Raw genomic sequence first — 16,752 nt, 5'->3', positions numbered from 1 at the left:
TCAACGGATCCGCTCACGGCAGAAGGGCGTGGAGTAGGCGCGCCGGAACGAGCCGTATTTGTACTGGCGGATAAACACCGCGAACATCTGCGGGTCACGCTGGGCAATGCGCCGCAGCACGTAGATGCCAGGGCCGAGGAAGAACAGGCCCAGCAGCAGGCTGACCAGCGACCAGAAGTTCCAGGCGCAGGCCAGGAACAGGATGCCGGTGCCCCCGGTCAGGGCGACCGGGGTGAACTCACCGCCCGCAAAGAGCTGCGGGCGGGTCAGGGCAGACGCGATCTTCAGGCGGCGTGCTGCCATCACACGATCGCTCCTGTCACGCCGGCCAGGGTGGCGAAGGCGACGACCGCGCCGACGATGCCGATCCCGATGATCGTCTTGCCGATCGTGGTCAGCAGTACCTCGAGGCCGCCCATGAAGATGAAGGCGCCGACGCCCGCGACGATGGCGATCAGGATGATGATGAAGGCAACTTCACCCTGCACGGAGGTCGCGAAGGTGTTCAGGCCTGCGCTGTACGGCATGCCGCCGCCGCCCGCCGCGGTGGCCGCCCGGGCGGTCAAGGGAGCCAGGGTTGTGGCAGCCGAGACGGCCAGGGGCAGGAACGTCGTGCGGTAGCTCGGCCGAGGCTGCGACATGGTGTTTACCGTCATGCGTGAATGTCCTGTGGTTGGAGGCGGTAGTTCGCGCCGTCGAACCCCTCGACGGCGACGATCTGCGACACGGCGCGCCGGTCCTCGGCTTGGCGCTCGACGCACACGATGAGGTTGACCGACTCTGCAATCAGTCCCTGGGCTGGCGCCGGGGTGGCGCGGCTGACCAGGAACTCCAGACGGGTCAGTGCGGCGCGGGGCGTGGTGATGTTGGAGTGGATGGTGCCGAAACCGCCGTCATGGCCGGTGTTCCAGGCCTCGAGCATGTCGAGGGCCTTGGGTCCGCGCACCTCGCCGACGATGATCCGGTCGGGGAACATGCGCAGCGTCGCGCGCAGCAGGTCCTGCTGCGTCACGTCGGGTGGCGAGGTACGCAGCATCTCCTTGTTCGGTGCGACGCACTGCAGCTCGCGCGTATCCTCAATGATCAGGAAGCGATGCGTCGGTGTCAGCTCGGACGCCGCCTTGATCAGCGCATTCAGGAAGGTCGTCTTGCCGGCACCGGTGCCCCCGACGACCAGGATGTTGCGGCGGCGGAGGATGGCCGCTTCCAAAAGTGCACAGGCCCGCTCGCTGAGAGCCCCCTGGGCGACATAGTGCTGCAGGGAGTAGACAAGGCGGGCCGGCTTGCGGATCGCGAAGGAGCCGCTCAGCGAGCAGGGCGCCATGATGCCCTGGAAGCGTGATCCATCGGTGATCAGCTCGCCCTGGACCAACGGCGAACTGCGCCGGGCTTCGAGGCTCATGGTCGCCGCGACGGAGGCGATCAGGGACTCCGCCTGTCCCGTGTCCATCGTTCCGACGCACTGTGTACCGGCTCCAGCCCGCGTGACCCAGAGGTTGCCATCGGAGTTGCGGATGATGTCGGTGACCGCCGGATCATCCAGCAGGGCCAGGATGCGCGCACCGAGGACCCGGTTGAGATAGTCGACCTCGCGCCGGAACGCTTCCCGCTTCGCGTCATGCAGATCATCCATCAGAGAGCGTTCCGCCCGGTCGTAATAAGTCTATCTGCAATATGCATTGCCAAGCAGAGGCGCCTCGAAGCGTGCACAGCTAAAGACCCTCCGGATGGATTTACCGAACTGTTCCGGCACTTTAGCGTGCGGCAACGCATGAGCGACTTCGTCAGAGTGTGTCATGTGGACTTATTTCTGCCTCTCGGTCGCGTGATGATCTCCCGCAAAATGGGCCGCGGTGTCAACTCGATATTACGGGCCTTCAGCGACAAGCTGAGTGGCTCCGTGAAGCCTAGTGGAGCGCTGGCTCCACGCGCTCCATCGCCGACTTGTTGTCAGTCAGACTGATTTCCCATAAAAACAGGAGGATCGACTGCGGCATTGATCAGGGGCGCACTGTTGAGGGTGACCGAGGATGCTGAGATCGACACGTCCAGCGGACGGATCTCGGTGGCTGTGGGCAAGCGCATTCGCGCTCAGCGGCGAGCCCGATCATTGACCGCCAGGGAATTGGGGAAGCTGACCAACCTGGGTGGCGATGTGATCACGCGCTACGAGCGCGGTGAGCGGGTCATTTCGATCGGGCGGCTGTTCTTCATTGCGCATGCCCTTGGCGTGCCGATCGGGCACTTCTTCAACGGAATTGCTGCTGAGGCTCGCGTCAGCATGGAGGTTGTCGCAACTGCGCAAGAGACCGCGGAGGAGGCAGCCGACCTGGCTCTTCACCTCGCCAAGCTTGCTACCCAGATCGAGAACCCACGTTCCCGAGCGCTGCTGCTGATGCTGCTGGAACAATTACCAGGCGGGCAGCTTGTTGCCAGGGCAACAGGTGTCCCGCGTCAGAAGCGTCGGGCGAAGTGGTATGCCAAAGTCGAGGACCAGTTACTTTGAATGCCCCGCCCCCCTGTAGCGGATCTGGCGCCGACCGACACCCGCGCGAACCTGGATTGCGATGAGGGGATCGGACATGTTCAGCAACGCTTGAACACCATGAGCGTCGGCTGCCAGCGGGTTGCGAAGCCGAGCTTCTCGTAGAGTGCGATGGCGCCGACATTGTTGGCGAAGGCGTGAAGGAAGGGCGTCTCGCCACGCGAGAGGATCGTGCGTGCCACGTCCCGCATCAGTCCTGCCGCATAGCCCTTTCCGCGATGATCGGGATGGGTGCACACCCCGCTGACTTCGGTGAACGCCGCCGCCTTCATCCGCTCGCCTGCCATGGCGACCAGCCGGCCGTCTTGGCGGATACCGACGAAGCGGCCGAGCTCGTTGGTCCGTTCTGCGAAGGGACCGGGTCGCGTGAGACGAGCGAGTGCCAGCATCTCCGACGCGTCGGCCGCGGTCAGCACGTCGACATCGAACCCGGCGTTCGGTCCCTCGATCCGGGTGGCGACCATCTGGACCGTCGCCGCCGCGCGCACGGCGATCAAGCCGGGGGGCGCTGCGATCTGCTCCGCCTGCTGCAGGACGATCTGGCCACCTTGGGGCAGCAGGGCGGCAAGATCGGCGTAGCTGTCGGACGTTCCCGTGGCACTTGCAGCGAACGGTGCGTAGGCCGGGGAGTAGCGGAGCACGCCGCCTGCTTTCTGCGCTAGGTGCGCCTGTCGCGTCGTCAGCGCGGACCAGATCGGACGGTCGAGCGGATGGTCCATGGTCTCCTCAGGACGTTGGGGATGCCGCGCTCGATGCGCCGGCTGCGTCCGGCCGCCGCGACGCGGCTCTCAGGGCGTGACGCTTGCGCGCGCCACCAGTGCATCGATCACCTCGGACAGGGGCGTCGTTCCCCTCAGGGTTAAGCGGTCGACGTTGCGGAAGTCGATCCATCCCTCGTTGAAGCCATCCAGCATTCTGATGCGTGGCAGAGGTCTTTTCGCTCCCTGCGACACGAACAGGGCCTCCCAGGACGAACGTGGAACGCTCTCCACCTTGACCTTGTGTCCGAGCGCATCGGAGAACGCCATGGCCAGATCGTTTGGCGACACGCGGGCTGGCCCTTCCAGCTCGACGATCCGCGTTCCACTCCAATGCTGCTGGATCAGGTCCGCGGCGATGGAGCCGACGTCCTTTGTGGCGACCATAGGAAACGCTTTCTCAGGTGGCTGCAGAAAGCTCCGCAGCACGCCTTCGTCACGCGCGTCCGGCACATCCCAAACAGCGTTCTCCATGAACCACGCCGGCCGCAGGAACGTAACCGGGATGTCGAGCCCGCCCAGCGCATTTTCCATCAGCGTCCGTTGCGTGAGGAGGTTGTCGTGCGGCGCGTCCGCTCCAATCGTCGACAGGCACACGACACGCTTGGGCTTCGCGGCGACGAGCGCCGTCCGTACCGCTTCGATCACGGTACGCGCTTCCGGATAGCCTGGCTCCGGATCGAATTCGGATGGCGGCAGGATGAACACGCCGTCCGCACCCGCGAGAGCCGTGGTCAGCGCGGCCGCATTCTCCATTGTTGCCCGCACCACTTCACAGCCCTGCGATGCCCAGGGCGCGCCCTTGGCTCCGTCCCGCACGACCGCGCGGACGGGCGCTCCCGCTGCAAGGAGACGGCGCGCCATTTCGCCACCGACCTGTCCGGTGATCCCTGTGATTGCATACATGTCTTTGTCCTACGCGGCCGGGGTTCTGGCTCAGACGGGCCATGTTCCGTGAAACGCGACGTTCCTACCGCGTCGCGTTGCGTGCTTCGCGCGCATTAAGATCAGCATTACGATGTCTCTCGGGCACTGTGGGCCAGGGTTGTCGGAGGCGTGATGGTGGCAGCAGGCCCGGAAGGACTGACATGAGTTTCGATCCGCGGCTCCTAAACGGCGCCGGCGTCATCGCCGCGGTGGCCGAGGCGGGCAATTTCGCCCGCGCGGCGGAGACGCTTGGCCTGACGCCTTCGGGCGTGAGTCGCGCGGTGGCTCGCCTGGAGGCACGCGTCGGCGTGCGCCTATTCGATCGAACTCCGCGACTCGTGACTCTGACTGAGGAGGGGCAGCGCTTTCACGCCCACATCATCCCGCTGCTGGCGGGTCTCGAGGAGGCGGCAAGCGATGCCGCCGGTGCGGCCGCCGTCGTGAGCGGTCGCCTGCGGGTCTCGGTCGATCCCTGGTTTGCCCGGATGATCCTGGCACCGGCGCTGCGCCGGTTCATGGCCCGGTATCCCCTGCTGTCACTGGACCTGGTGACGAGCAACTATCGCGAGGAGATGATGACCGGCACGGACGTCGCCATCCGATTCGGACCACCCGACACGGCGTCGTTGATCGCCCGGAAGCTGGTGGAGACGCGCATCCTGACATGCGCCTCGCGGGGCTACCTCGAGCAGCATGGTGAGCCCGAGACTCCGCATGATCTCGGGCAGCACGAATGCCTGATGTTTCGTGATCCGCAGACGGGACGCCCGTTTCCCTGGGAATTCCATCGCGGTCGCGAGGTCGTGCGAGTGGGTGCGGCGGGGCGTCTGGTCATGGACGATCCCTCCGCAGCTGTCGCTGCCTGCATCGGCGGCCAGGGCGTCTTTCAGAGCTTCGAAATGGGTCTCGGCGCCTGGCTGGCCAACGGCGATCTCATCCAGATTTTGCCCGAATGGGCCGACGAGCACTATCCGCTCTACGCCTACCACCTGTCGCGTCACCTGCCGCCAGCCAAGGTGCGGGCCTTCGTCGATTTCGTGCAGGCGATCGTCGGCGAGGTTCAACCGGCCTCAGGCGTCTGATCGGCGGGTTTTGGATTTGCTGACTTCCAGCTCGCATCAGGCTGTCTTCGCCGGTCGCGAACGTGATCTACCGTCCCGCCATGTCCGCGCCAGAGGACGCCATCAGTGGCATCAAACAAGCGCCTCGAGCACACAGCGGACGCGTCAGCGTGAGGATCTCGTGTGGCTCTAGAATTCGATGCCGTTCTCTCGATCCGGCTCAAGATCCCGGTTGCGGTCATGCTCGTGCCCGACCTCGTGCTGTGCGTGCTGCTCTCGTGCGCGCCGCTGCTCCTGGAACGCCACGATCGCGGCGGCGCTGAGCCGGTGGCGCTCGGCGCGCTCCTGCTCCAGATCGCCGTCGATCCGCTGGTAGGCCTGCGCCTCCGCCCGCTCGGCGTCCGCCAGCTCCGGCGCCAGACTTTCCAGCTGCACGGCCACCTCGGTCCGGCGATCCACCGCCAGCTCGATCTTGGCGCGGTAGGACGTCACCTCCCGGTTCTCCACCAGGTTCATCCCGCGCATGACCCGCCGCATCAGCCCGTCATGCTGATCCAACGTGACGATCGCCGCCTCGGCATGCCGGATGGTGGCATCGAGGGCCAGCGTCTCTGCCGCCAGCATCGCCTGGTCCTGGCGTAGCCGCTCCGCATAGGCGGCGGCCGCGTCATAGGTGGCGTCAACCTGCCGCGCAATCCCCGTCAGCGTGATCGGCTCGTCCGTTGTGGGCGACGCGTAGGCGCTCGCAATGAGCTCCTGCAGCAGATCCTCGTCCAGCGTCCGTAGATGCGCCTGCAGCGCCTGCGGGTCACGTGGCAGCGCCATCGTACAGACCCAGCCCTGGACCACACGCGCCGGTACGCGCGCGCGGGCGGGCGGTGGCGCCGTCACCGGCACCGCCGCTTGGTCCGGCTGCTGATCCTGCCCAGCCTGCTGCGCGGCCTCTTGCATGGTCCGCTCAAGCGTGATCTCCTCTGCCGTCGCATAAGCCATCGAGGCGTCCTTCATTTCCGAGCGCGCCATCTGCCGTGCGAGCTGCGCGACGTCACCGGCTGTCTCGCGGGCCACGAAGATCTGGGCACTGTCACGCTGACGGGTGAGTGCGACGTAGCTCGCCGCGTTGCGCCAGTGCCTAGTGTGATACAGGTAGGTGTGGTCCAGCGTCTTGCCCTGGCCTTTGTAGATCGTCCCGGCATAGCCGTGCCGCACGCCCGAGAAACTCGCACCGGTCCAGGATACCGTCCGGCCCGCCTCACCGCCCGCGCCGTCGAGCTGCACGGTCACCCGCTGCGTCAGCCGCTCGATCCGCGTGATACGGCCGACATGGCCGTTCACGACGCCGATCGCCTTGTCGGTGTCGGTGAACTGCACCCGGTCGCCCACCGCAAAGTTCGTCATCCCACGCCGCGTCGGCAAAGCCACATCCGCGCCCAGCTCACCACGGCGGCGACGCACCGCGCGCAGCGCCGTGTTCAGCACATCCACATCGTCGTTCGTGTAGGCGAACACGAACCGTGAGGAGGCCGGATCAGCCGCGACGTCGGCGGCCCAGGCTGCCACCAACGCATCCCGGGCGTTGCTCTGCTCGTCGCTCCAGGTGATCGCGCCGATCCGGTCGAAGGTCTCGACGGCGCGCCGGAACCGACCCTCCGCCAGATCGCGTGCCGCCTGCTTCTGCTCGACCTCCCTCTGCCGGGTGACCTCGGTGATTTCCACCGATCCGTGCGCTTGGCGCAGCTCCGAGAACAGCCCGCCGCGCTCGATGCTGGCCAGCTGCCGATCGTCGCCCGCGAGGATCAGCCTGGCGCCGGCCTTGTGCACTTCCGACAGCAGCTCGTGCAGGATGCGCGTATCCACCATCGCCGCCTCGTCGACGATGACGACCGTCCTCTCGCTCCAGCGCTCGCGGCCGTTCTTCAGCCTGAACAGCGCCGCGTGCAGCGTGCGCGCTTCGGCAAAACCGCTCGCCTTGAGATCCAGCGCCACCGCGTTAGTCGGTCCCAGTCCGACAACCTGATACCCGTCACGCTCATGCGCCACGCGGATGGCCGAGAGCGTGTAGCTCTTGCCGGTGCCGGCGCGGCCCTCGATGAGCTTCAGGCCACCCGCGGCCACCGCATGGTCGTAGGCGGCGCGCTGGTCCGCACGCAGCGTCGTACCCCCGGCGGTGGCCCGTGCGATCGCCGGCGCCACGCCCGTGCCGCGCCGGCCGGCAACGGCCACGGCCAGCACCAGCGTCGCGTGCTCCTGCTCGCGCACCGTGCGGGTGGTATACCGCTCGCTTACCGCCCCGCTCTCCCGGTCATGCAGGGCGAGCACCTCCCCATGCCGCAGGACCGCTGCCTTGATGATGTCGCGCTCTCTGGGCGGCTTGACGTGCTTGGCGAGATAGCGCTCCAGGTCCCGCTCGCTGAACGTCGCGTTGTTGCGGGTCAGCGCCGCCAGAACCTGCAGCGGGTCGCGCGCCGCGGTATGGTTGGCCGCGTCCGCATCCGCAGCGCGCTCGTTGAGCTCGCTGTCCCGGCGCCGCATCCGCACCGGGCCGAGATGCTCGGTCGGATGCGAGACCGTCGGATCGACGCGCGCCTCGTAGCCGTGCGCCCGAAAGAACGCGTCCTGATGCTGGCGCCACGCCTCCCCAAATCCGTGCGCGCCCATCACGAACGACTTACCGCCATAGCGGCGCACCTCGGGGTTGAGGTCGCGCGCCTTGTGCGTTGCCAGCCGGTCACCCTCGATGCGCCGGGTGGTGACCAGCACATGGGCGTGCCAGTTCGCGGTCTCCGAGTCCAGATCGCCCTCATGCGGCGCATGGATGTCGATCTGCGCCGCCAGTCCCTTGGAAACGAAGTGCTCGTGGACAAAAGTGCGGGCCAGCTCGAGCCGGTCCGCCTCGGTGATCTCCAGATTGGCGGGCAGCGCCAGGATCATCTCCAGCGCGACCTGGCTGTTGCGGCGGTTCTCGGCCGCCTCGACCGCGTTCCACAACGTCGTCGCGTCCCGGAACATTGCGTCCGCCCCCACGGGCAGCAGGACCTCGTGATGCAGCGGCGCCTCGCGGTGCCTGAAGTAGAAGTTCTGCCCGGTGCGCTGGTCGCGGATGTCGGTCCGCTGGTTGTAGGCCGCTGAGCGCACCGCGTTGCCGCCTGTTGCGCGCGAGATGAAGCGGGTGCGGGCGAACTGAATGGCCACGCAGGGCACGCTCCATGCGATGAGACGACGTATCTAAAAGCGAACCCACCGGGTTTGCAACGTGCGTATGCACCGCTCCGCTCGCTACGCTCCCAGGGGTCCATAACCCCGCTACGCGGGTGCTGCGCTGGGTAAACGGGGGCCGGGATCGGTCGCGGCTGATCCCGGCCAGGGGCAGCTTGTCGGCGTCTCAAAATCTGTCTTACGGTTCGGGATCGACGACCAGACCCCGGAGCAGATTTTGGCGCTGACCATCACCGACCGCATCGACCGGCACAGGCAGCTCAAGGCCCGCCTTGCCGAGAAGGAAACCAAGATCAAGGCCGACGAACGCAAAGCCCGCACCCGCCGCCTGATCGAAGCCGGCGGTCTGCTCGAGAAGACCGGGCTGATCGAGCTGGATACCAACGCTCTCTACGGGGCCCTGCTCTCGCTGCAGGACGCGGCGAGCGACAAGGCCCAGTGCGAGAAGTGGGCGATCGTCGGCGGCCGGGCTTTCGATCGCGAAGCGAAGGCCAAGGCCCGGGAGACCGTCGGCTTTATCCTCAAATTCCCCGACGTGCTGCCGAAAGAGGCGACGACCGTGCTCCGAGCGTCCGGCTTTCGCTTCAACAAGTTCCTTCGGCACTGGGAGGGGCTGGCAACACCGGATGTCGCCGAGGCCACCGCCGAACGCTTCGGCGGCACCGCCTCAGCCATCGCGGCCACAGCCGCCTGAGCCGACTGCCGCCAGCTTGGCGGCTGCCGATCGCTCGGAAGCCGCCAATCTCGTGGGGTCTACGTAGACGCCCCATCTGCTTCTACACGGCGCGCCAGGTCGACTCGTCCATGGATGAAGTCCGCCGCCGCTTGCGCCTTGGCGGCGGCCGTGAAGATCGCCCGGGTATCGCCGCGCAGCACCTTCAGCCAGCTCTGCACGTAGGCTGCATGATCCGGCCGAGGCGTGACAGCCAGACCAAGATCGGCACACAGGAAGGCCGCACCAAGCTCGGCCACCAGCTCTTCCGCGGCATAGCTCTCGTCACCGAACCGGCTGCCCAGATCCCGCGCACACCGGCTCGCATGCGCAGTCCAGTGCGTCACCTCATGCGCCAGCACCGCGTAGTACGACAGCGCGTCCGCGAACGCCGCGAACGGCGGCATCTGGATGCAGTCCTGCACCGGCCGGTAGAACGCCCGGTTGCCGCCATGCCGGACAACCACACCGACCCCGTCGAAGAACAGCTCGGCCCGCTCGATCCGCTGCGTCTCCGGCAGCAGCACGGGCGTAGGTTGCTCGAAGCCGTCGACCTGGTCCGCGTTGAACACGCTGTAGCCACGCGCGACGAACCGGCGGCTGCCACGGGCATCCTCCTGCTCCTCGGAACCGGCCTCCGCTCCGGAACGGTCCATGGCCTTCCAGAACACCACGGGGCTGGCCTGCTCGCCCTTGCGCACCTGGGCGCCGCGCTCCTGCCACTGCCGATACGTCCCCCACACCGCACTGCCATACGATCTGGCCTGTCCCGACGCCCACAGCACCACGGTGTTGACACCCCGGTAGGTTCGTCCTGTCGCCAGGTTGACCGGTAGCAGCGGCGCTGCCCCATCGGCACCACTGTGCCAGGGCATCCGCCACGCGCCGGCCCCGGCCTCGATCGACGCCACGATGCTGTCGGTGATCCGCCGGTAGATGTCGGCCCGGCTCTGCGCCTCAGTCCGCTCGGTGATCGTCTGGTCCATCTGTCTTCCCCTGGCTGCGAAGCAGCGCCTTCTGGCGCGCTGCTTCCCGGGGCCGCGCGAGCGGTGGAGATGGACGGGGACAAGTGGCTTCGCAGGGGCCCGGCTGCACGCAGCCAAAGCGCAGCGCCGGCGCAGGAAGCTGGGTGGAAGCCGCTTGGGGGGAGAGAAGAGGCAACGCCTCTCGGCCCCCGCACCGCCGCGTCCGCGGCGATGACCGAAGCCCGCCCTACTCTCCTGGCAGAACGTCACAGCTCGGATTGCGATCCGGATCAGGCCCGACCCGCGCGTCGCGGATGACCTGCGCCAGGTCCGGACGCTGCTCCGACAGCCACTCGATGAAGCCAGGCAGGCTCAGCTTGGATGCCTCGCCAAGCAGCCCGGGCACCTCGCTGCGCTGCAGTGCTTCGACCGGGCCTGCATGCTCTTGAACGACCGCACGGTAGCGTACGTCGAGCTGCCGTGCGTGGCGTCCACCGGCCTGCACCGCCCGCAGCAGGTGCCTGAGGCTCGCCTGCGTATTGATCGCCGGCTCCCTGGTGTCCGCCAGCAGTTCGATCAGGATTTCGATGTTACTCTCAAGCTGCATGCGGTGCGCACGCTCGACCGACAGCAGCCGGCGCAGTCTCTGGATCTCCGTCATCGCAAGCCTCAAGCCATCCAAGCCAAGTCGCGCGCAACTTCAGTGCGGATTACCCCGCCACCAGGGTACGCGCAGCTGAAACAGGGTCCGATGGACCCGCCAGCCGGATGCCAAAGCACTCGGGAGACGTTACGGTTCTGCATATAGTTGCGTTGGCGAATTCTTAACTATGCCTGCCGCCCGGATATTCAGAGGCACTCACCTCTGCACGCATCGTTACGGTTTGCTCATCTCTGTTACGATAATGCGGTCTTCTTCCACGTCGATTTTGCCTTCCGGCTTGGCATGTCGGCAAAAGCTGCCCAATGAGCTTGTCACGGGTGTCTCGGCTTGGGCGTGACATCGAACTGTCGCCGGGTTCTACATCCGCTATGGAGCATCACGGCATCTCGTCGCAGAGCCGCTGGCGGCACAACAGTGCCGCAGTGGTCGTGCGGCGGAGATGAGCAGTCATCCTGCGGACTTGGCGAGCTTGCAGAAAGTGACTCGTTGTCGCTGTTCGAACAAGTCGAAGCTAACCCCGTGCCGCGATGCCTGATGGCGAGATAGGATATAGCTCGTTTTCTGCTGAACTTCGGGATGGCACTTTGCCTTCTAGAGGCAATAGGGGTGGCAGAGCGGTTGCGGCAGGCGGAATGACGCCATAGACGACCTTCTACAGCTCAGCCAGTGATCAGTTGCTAAGCGGCAGGCCAATCCTCTAGCGCCATCATCAAGTCTCCATAATCCTTCCTCATCGTCTGCAGAAAGCGGGCGTCAGCAACGATGAGCTTGTCAGCGTTCGCTACAATAGCGAACGCGAGATAGAGCGTGTCGTACGTGCTCTGTCCCGTCTCCATGCCGATACGAAGCGCCCTCCAATAGAGCCCCATGTCGAGCGTCGAGGTCCTTGGCATAGCGAGGAGCAGCCGCAGTCCCCATTCGGCCTCATCCTTGGTTATTAGCCCTCGCCGGTGCTGCTTCCAGACGACACTTGTCGCCTCGGCAGCCCAGAAGTCCGGTAACAAAAGCTCATGCTCAGTTCGGAGAATGCTAAGTGCCAGTTGGCTACCGTCTTCATCGATAAGCCATTTCATAGCTACCGAGCAGTCGATGACCAGGCGCATCAGCGACGGTCTGCGCGTGCCTCTGCCAAGAGCTCGGACGAAGACCCCGACCAGCGGCCTGCCATCTTTACGCGGTATGCATTGAGCTCTTTAAGTGCGGCATGTCGCGCTCTGATCGCCTCATCACGTGGCGGAAGCTGAACACGGTGGCCCTCGACCTCGATGAAGTCGGCCTGGTGGGGCCCGGACGGCTGAGGGATGGCTGACATGATGACCTCGAGCAGTGATTTCATCTATATAGGTGTGCCCACGGCACTGGCGCCAGCACGCACTGCCCTCTACCTGGCGTTAGATGTGATCATTGCCAGCCGGTCGAGGTCAGCCATCGATGTGATCATTGCCAGCCGATCTTGCGCCGGGTCGCCATCGCGATGTGATCATTGCCAGCCGCGCAGGAGCTGGATCGCTGAAAAAGCGATCCACTTCAGCAGCCTATGACAGCCAGCAAGCCCAGTACCACGTCTGCTTCCATGCCGATTCGGTTCGTCAAATCGCCCTTTAAAAGCCCCGGGTCGATGTGAACATTGCCAGCCTATGCGCCCGAAGTTATCCACAGGGACCCTAGTTCTAGCCGGTCCTATTGCCCGCACGTGTGAACATTGCCAGCCTGAATCCTGGAACGACTTTCGCGCAAATTCAATGACTTGCAAAGTTATCCCGAGAACATTGCCAGCCCTCTTACAATAGACAATGGAATCTTCTCCCTTCCATTGCTGTACGGCTGGCAAAGTTCACATCGGCTAAAAGCGATTCGGCTGGCAATCTTCACATCGACAGGAAGGCGCATTTGATCGCAGCCTGTGGGCCATGGTCGAGCTGAAGAAAAGAAAAAGGGCTCAGGAAGATAAGAAGGTGGCGGAGCAGCCCGAGCTGTTCGGCAGCAGGTCTCGCCTGCACGATGTTGTCCTGGAGCACGGAAGCCTGGGGGCAGTGCAGGAAGCTGACAAGCTGATGCTTGAGGACAGTCCCCCACCGCTCGCAAAAGTCCTCTCTTCGGAAAGAGGTCGGCATATTGCTGACACTGCGCTATCAGCGCTGACCCGGGAGGCCGAAGGAGCCGTGGTTCCTGGCTACAGTTACTCGGCTTGGTCTCTCGCGGGCCTGCCACACAAAGACCTGCCTCCTGGAGACCCCTGGGTCATCGACACCGGCTTCGCTCGACTACTCGTCAAACCAGGGTTCATGGAAAATGACGCCGGGCAGACGAGGACACTACGGGTGCCGAGTGGGATGCTGGCGCGTCTCCTCCTCATCGACATGCAGACCGAAGTCACCCGAACGGGTTCTCCCGTCATCGAGATGGGGTCATCCGCGGCGAGCCTGCTGGCCCGTTTGGGTGTGAAACGCGGCGGTCAGGTCTCGGCCCGACTCATCGACCAGCTCGAGAGATTGGCAACCTGCGGCGTCTCGTTCAGGTTCGGTAATGACAAAAGTAGCCGGACATTCAACGGGTTGCTGGTCCGTGACTACAAGCATGTGGAGAACCCAGACCCACGGGCGGCGAGTCGCATGATTGAAGAGGTGACCCTATCGGACGCCTTCTTCCGTGAAATGCGTGCCCACCCCGTTCTCGTCGACAAAGCTGCCCTCCACGAGCTGACCGGCAGCGCGATGGCTATCGACATCTATCTATGGCTGGCATTTCGTCTGCCAGCACTTCAGGAGGAAATCCACGTTCCCTGGGAGCGTTTGCGGCGCCAATTCGGGGCTCGGGTCGGCCAGATGAAGAACTTCAAGCCGCAATTTGAGGCGCCGCTCTACACTGCTCTCAGCGTCTATCCGAGGAATGGCGTCGAGGTCAGGGCCGACGGTCTGCTGCTTCGGCCATCGCCGCCACCAACGAAAGCGACCTGAAACTTTCCTGCGGCTGGCAATGATCACATCCCCGGAAGCCTCGAGAATTCTCGGCTGGCAAAGATCACAGCCCTCTACCCTCAAGAGTTCGTTCGGCTGGCAATGATCACATCCTTGGTGGCCCGAGGATTACCCGGTCAGCCCCTACGGTTGCGCGGCTGAACTGCAGGCTCGACACGCCAGGTCGTTTGAATGCCTCTGCGCTCGGCCCACTCCTGCAGGGCTTCGAGCATCAGGTCATGCACTTTCACATCCTGCTCGATTGCCCACCGACGTAGCTCACGCTTACCGTCAGGATGCAGGTAGACGACAGTCGGCTTGCTGAGCTCCTCAAGCGGTCGTCTCGACCTTGCTCCGGTGTCCACGACCTCCCGTCTGTTGACAGGCTGCGCGACCGGCTCTGCGGGCCGCAGGTCGAAAGTCGTCGGGTAGCTTACGTTCGGCTTCACGGGGCGGCTCATACCGAAGCTCTTTTCCTCGGACGCGGAGACGCTTTGACGTTGGTGTCATAGGACGTGAGGGCGACTAGCTTTCTCCGCTGCAACCACGACCAGACGTCTGCCAACTCCGCTCTTGCCCGGCCGTGCGGCTCGCGCTCTTGGACAGTAAAGCTCTCAGCATAGGCGTATTGATAACTAACTGAAGAGGATACCGTCGTTGGGCAAATAGCCTCGGTGCCAACCAGATCAGTGAGCGCCTGGACCGCGAGGCTCACGATACGCACGCGCTTGTCGGGTGGCGTTTGCCACAGGCATACCCCAAATGGTCTGCCCTGCGCCGACGCGACGCGGACGGTCTCTTGCACACTCTCGAGATCGTCCATGCTCGGCCTGGTCACGATGAGCGCCGCTGTCGAAAGAAGCAGAGCCGAACTGACAACCGGAAGCGCTGTCGGCGGGGTATCGATAAATAGGATGTCTACCCCCCTGCCCTCAAGGGTCTTCGCTTGTGAGGTCAGGTTAGGTCCTGCCGCTTCTACATGCGGAGCGTGGATTTCCATAGAAGCGCGCCGCTGCGACCAGCGAAGGCAGGTTCCCTGCGGGTCGGTGTCGATGATAGCTGTCTTGAGTCCAGCTTGCAGCGCCTCTACAGCAAGCGCTCGGCAAGCTGTCGATTTGCCCGTGCCGCCTTTCCGGGCGACTACGCTGATAATTTGCATCGTCATAAATCCTCGGGTGTCATACGTCATCGCACTACTATAGTCGCATCGTCAACACGTCTCTATGTCATAGGGTCCCGGTGTCATAGGACACTTTGACGCAATGGCGCTTGACGACTGTTGCGACAGGTCGGTAGCTCAGACAGGAGGTGCCGATGTCAGAAACCGATTAGAAGCCAAGCGCCAAAATCGGTCGACCGAGCAAGTTCGGGTTTCGCTCGCAGACTAGCATTGAGCGACAGGTGGACCACCGGGACACCGTGAACCAGCAACAGCTGGCTTTGGCGACGGCGTTCCGCGAGGCAGTAGCAGCGCTGGCCGCACACGATTGGGCGCTCGCTAAAACCCTTGAGTGTCGTGGAGGGGTGCAGCCTGCTCTCGAGCGCATCGACGAGTACGACGCGAAAAAGTACCGGCCCGCTAAGCTCCGGGAGAAGGCCGCCCTCAAGAAAGTCGAGGGTAAGGCCTCAGCTCGTCGGGCATCTCGGCGCAGGCTCAAGATAGCAGATAGGCCCGCTCATGTGCCTGTCATCATCAGACGAGCTATCCGCTTACCCGCTGAAGAATGACAAGCATGACTTTCGCAACGTTGTGAAACGGTGGTAGCTGATTTATCATATGACACGGCCGTCACTGCATATTGCGACACTGTGATGCATCTATCCTAGTGTCATACGACGGCATGCCCGCACACATTTCGCAATGTTCCGAAAGCCCCGCCCGGTTAGCGCCAGTTAGTGTCTTTATCTGACTCTAACGCGAATGTATTCCGCCACTACCACCTGGGGATCAGCTACGCATGGCGCCATCATGCCCTAAAGTCTTGATGTCATAGCGTCGCAACATGCTATCGTCATATGGCAGGAAGCAGCTAGAGCATTGAAACCACACCAAAGCATTTGCTAGGCCCCCCTGCCCTACCCCGCCTGTAGTCGCTTCCTGCGGGCTTCATGCAGCACCAATCGCACGCGCTCGATCGCTTCGGCGACGTTGAGATTGATGATCACCGAAACTCGACGCTGGCCTGGTGTGCCAGCTCGTCGCGAGCGCATGCCATTCAAGCTCGGATAACCTCATCGGCATCACCGCGCATGCGGAGCCTGCGGTCGAGCTCTTCGACGGATGGTGGCGTTAGGTAGCGGCCCACCACGTCACCAGGCAGCGCTCGCTTCAAAAGACGGTGGCCTTGCCAATCGATTGCAAACGCTAGGCCGATGCCTGCCGCCAGCGCGGCCTCCACAGGCACCCTGGGGATGCCGTATGAGTGCCCGTGTATTGTTGCGTTCTCGAGCATGCCTTCATGTCGCGCGACATGGTCAAACTTCTCCTGCGTCCGGAAGGTGTAGTCGACGGCGTCCAGCTCACCGGGTCTCGGCCGCCGGGTTGTCATCGATACACCGGCCACCAGGTTGTCCTCGGTCGGCATAAGGCGCCTCATAATTGTCGTCTTGCCGCCGCCGGACGGCGACACGAGCACCAGGGCAACACGCTGCCGCGCCATGACATCACCGTCGTTACGTCTTTGGGTCATACCGTCATATGACGGTATGACAATATCATTCGGGTTAATCCACCTATCGGACATCATTGTATTTCCTGTGAGCCCGAGAGCTCTTTAAGCGGGGAAGGGAACGCAGCCCGCAATTATCATGGCCCTGCCGCGACACCATCCAGCGCGTCGTAGTGCCCTCCAGAACAAGTGTCGTATGGCAACAATGAAGTAGCCGCTGAGCTAGTCATCACTACGATGTGCGGACGCACTAGGTGTGCGACGGTCACCACATTTGC

Annotated in this window: 16 protein-coding genes; 5 read left to right on the top strand and 11 right to left on the bottom strand. The window is 64.0% G+C overall.

The window, feature by feature from the left end:
* The 3 genes from FE263_RS18580 to trbB are packed head-to-tail and all read right to left on the bottom strand — an operon-like array spanning nt 1 to nt 1,633.
* Entirely contained in the window at nt 1–303 is a 303-nt protein-coding gene (locus tag FE263_RS18580) for a VirB3 family type IV secretion system protein (protein WP_138327532.1), read from the bottom strand.
* Nucleotides 303–656 (bottom strand): TrbC/VirB2 family protein, encoded by a 354-nt coding sequence (locus tag FE263_RS18575; protein ID WP_138327531.1) that lies wholly within the window; start codon nt 654–656, stop codon nt 303–305. Before FE263_RS18575 ends, FE263_RS18580 begins: the two co-directional genes overlap by 1 nt.
* The gene (gene trbB / locus FE263_RS18570; protein ID WP_138327530.1) at nt 653–1,633 is read right to left on the bottom strand and encodes a P-type conjugative transfer ATPase TrbB; all 981 of its coding nucleotides are present in this window, start codon (nt 1,631–1,633) and stop codon (nt 653–655) included. Before trbB ends, FE263_RS18575 begins: the two co-directional genes overlap by 4 nt.
* Before the next feature lie 387 nt (nt 1,634–2,020).
* Here trbB and FE263_RS18565 point away from each other — a divergent pair, with 387 nt between their 5' ends.
* Nucleotides 2,021–2,506 carry a helix-turn-helix domain-containing protein gene (locus FE263_RS18565; RefSeq protein ID WP_240759935.1) on the top strand — a complete coding sequence of 162 codons (486 nt, stop codon included), beginning with the start codon at nt 2,021–2,023 and terminating at the stop codon, nt 2,504–2,506.
* Nucleotides 2,507–2,586: 80 nt separating this feature from the next.
* Here FE263_RS18565 and FE263_RS18560 read toward each other — a convergent pair whose 3' ends face one another.
* Both FE263_RS18560 and FE263_RS18555 read right to left on the bottom strand, forming a co-directional pair.
* Complete coding sequence (locus tag FE263_RS18560) at nt 2,587–3,264, bottom strand: GNAT family N-acetyltransferase (protein WP_138327528.1); 678 nt, start codon at nt 3,262–3,264, stop codon at nt 2,587–2,589.
* 69 nt (nt 3,265–3,333) lie between these two features.
* Entirely contained in the window at nt 3,334–4,209 is an 876-nt protein-coding gene (locus FE263_RS18555; protein ID WP_138327527.1) for an NmrA family NAD(P)-binding protein, read from the bottom strand.
* 182 nt (nt 4,210–4,391) lie between these two features.
* Here FE263_RS18555 and FE263_RS18550 point away from each other — a divergent pair, with 182 nt between their 5' ends.
* Nucleotides 4,392–5,312, top strand: coding sequence for a LysR family transcriptional regulator (locus tag FE263_RS18550; RefSeq protein WP_138327526.1), 921 nt, complete (start codon nt 4,392–4,394; stop codon nt 5,310–5,312).
* Between the two features lie 168 nt (nt 5,313–5,480).
* On the opposite strand, the gene FE263_RS18545 is transcribed toward FE263_RS18550, so the two are convergent.
* Nucleotides 5,481–8,483 (bottom strand): AAA family ATPase, encoded by a 3,003-nt coding sequence (locus tag FE263_RS18545; RefSeq protein WP_138327525.1) that lies wholly within the window; start codon nt 8,481–8,483, stop codon nt 5,481–5,483.
* 241 nt (nt 8,484–8,724) lie between these two features.
* On the opposite strand from FE263_RS18545, the gene FE263_RS18540 reads away from it, so the two are divergent.
* Nucleotides 8,725–9,201: a conjugal transfer protein TraD gene (locus FE263_RS18540; protein WP_171034211.1), complete on the top strand. Its 477-nt coding sequence runs from the start codon at nt 8,725–8,727 to the stop codon at nt 9,199–9,201.
* A gap of 59 nt (nt 9,202–9,260) precedes the next feature.
* Here FE263_RS18540 and FE263_RS18535 read toward each other — a convergent pair whose 3' ends face one another.
* From FE263_RS18535 to FE263_RS18525, 3 genes are all read right to left on the bottom strand, one after another.
* Nucleotides 9,261–10,205 (bottom strand): ArdC family protein, encoded by a 945-nt coding sequence (locus FE263_RS18535; RefSeq protein WP_138327523.1) that lies wholly within the window; start codon nt 10,203–10,205, stop codon nt 9,261–9,263.
* A gap of 226 nt (nt 10,206–10,431) precedes the next feature.
* Nucleotides 10,432–10,845: a hypothetical protein gene (locus FE263_RS18530; RefSeq protein WP_138327522.1), complete on the bottom strand. Its 414-nt coding sequence runs from the start codon at nt 10,843–10,845 to the stop codon at nt 10,432–10,434.
* A gap of 680 nt (nt 10,846–11,525) precedes the next feature.
* Complete coding sequence (locus FE263_RS18525) at nt 11,526–11,951, bottom strand: type II toxin-antitoxin system VapC family toxin (RefSeq protein WP_138327521.1); 426 nt, start codon at nt 11,949–11,951, stop codon at nt 11,526–11,528.
* 807 nt (nt 11,952–12,758) lie between these two features.
* Between FE263_RS18525 and FE263_RS18520 the strand changes: the two genes are divergently transcribed.
* Nucleotides 12,759–13,805, top strand: a complete 1,047-nt coding sequence (locus FE263_RS18520; protein WP_138327520.1) for a replication protein RepA — start codon at nt 12,759–12,761, stop codon at nt 13,803–13,805.
* A gap of 457 nt (nt 13,806–14,262) precedes the next feature.
* Here the strand turns inward: FE263_RS18520 and FE263_RS18515 are convergent, their stop codons facing one another.
* Complete coding sequence (locus tag FE263_RS18515) at nt 14,263–14,964, bottom strand: ParA family protein (protein ID WP_171034210.1); 702 nt, start codon at nt 14,962–14,964, stop codon at nt 14,263–14,265.
* A 242-nt stretch (nt 14,965–15,206) separates the two neighbouring features.
* Between FE263_RS18515 and FE263_RS18510 the strand changes: the two genes are divergently transcribed.
* Nucleotides 15,207–15,533, top strand: a complete 327-nt coding sequence (locus FE263_RS18510) for a hypothetical protein (RefSeq protein WP_138327518.1) — start codon at nt 15,207–15,209, stop codon at nt 15,531–15,533.
* Between the two features lie 488 nt (nt 15,534–16,021).
* Here the strand turns inward: FE263_RS18510 and FE263_RS18505 are convergent, their stop codons facing one another.
* The gene (locus FE263_RS18505; RefSeq protein WP_138327517.1) at nt 16,022–16,552 is read right to left on the bottom strand and encodes a nucleoside/nucleotide kinase family protein; all 531 of its coding nucleotides are present in this window, start codon (nt 16,550–16,552) and stop codon (nt 16,022–16,024) included.
* Between the last annotated feature and the right edge of the window lie 200 nt (nt 16,553–16,752).

It is taken from the genome of Lichenicoccus roseus (genome assembly GCF_005844085.1).
Lineage (GTDB): Bacteria > Pseudomonadota > Alphaproteobacteria > Acetobacterales > Acetobacteraceae > Lichenicoccus > Lichenicoccus roseus.
This window is presented reverse-complemented; position numbering and strand designations above follow the sequence as displayed.

What these genes read in the sequence shown, in the direction of transcription:
- FE263_RS18580 (WP_138327532.1), bottom strand. Translation starts at nt 303, where the DNA reads ATGGCAGCACGCCGCCTGAAGATCGCGTCTGCCCTGACCCGCCCGCAG.
- FE263_RS18575 (WP_138327531.1), bottom strand. Translation starts at nt 656, where the DNA reads ATGACGGTAAACACCATGTCGCAGCCTCGGCCGAGCTACCGCACGACG.
- trbB (WP_138327530.1), bottom strand. Translation starts at nt 1,633, where the DNA reads ATGGATGATCTGCATGACGCGAAGCGGGAAGCGTTCCGGCGCGAGGTC.
- FE263_RS18560 (WP_138327528.1), bottom strand. Translation starts at nt 3,264, where the DNA reads ATGGACCATCCGCTCGACCGTCCGATCTGGTCCGCGCTGACGACGCGA.
- FE263_RS18555 (WP_138327527.1), bottom strand. Translation starts at nt 4,209, where the DNA reads ATGTATGCAATCACAGGGATCACCGGACAGGTCGGTGGCGAAATGGCG.
- FE263_RS18550 (WP_138327526.1), top strand. Translation starts at nt 4,392, where the DNA reads ATGAGTTTCGATCCGCGGCTCCTAAACGGCGCCGGCGTCATCGCCGCG.
- FE263_RS18535 (WP_138327523.1), bottom strand. Translation starts at nt 10,205, where the DNA reads ATGGACCAGACGATCACCGAGCGGACTGAGGCGCAGAGCCGGGCCGAC.
- FE263_RS18530 (WP_138327522.1), bottom strand. Translation starts at nt 10,845, where the DNA reads ATGACGGAGATCCAGAGACTGCGCCGGCTGCTGTCGGTCGAGCGTGCG.
- FE263_RS18525 (WP_138327521.1), bottom strand. Translation starts at nt 11,951, where the DNA reads ATGCGCCTGGTCATCGACTGCTCGGTAGCTATGAAATGGCTTATCGAT.
- FE263_RS18520 (WP_138327520.1), top strand. Translation starts at nt 12,759, where the DNA reads ATGGTCGAGCTGAAGAAAAGAAAAAGGGCTCAGGAAGATAAGAAGGTG.
- FE263_RS18515 (WP_171034210.1), bottom strand. Translation starts at nt 14,964, where the DNA reads ATGCAAATTATCAGCGTAGTCGCCCGGAAAGGCGGCACGGGCAAATCG.
- FE263_RS18505 (WP_138327517.1), bottom strand. Translation starts at nt 16,552, where the DNA reads ATGATGTCCGATAGGTGGATTAACCCGAATGATATTGTCATACCGTCA.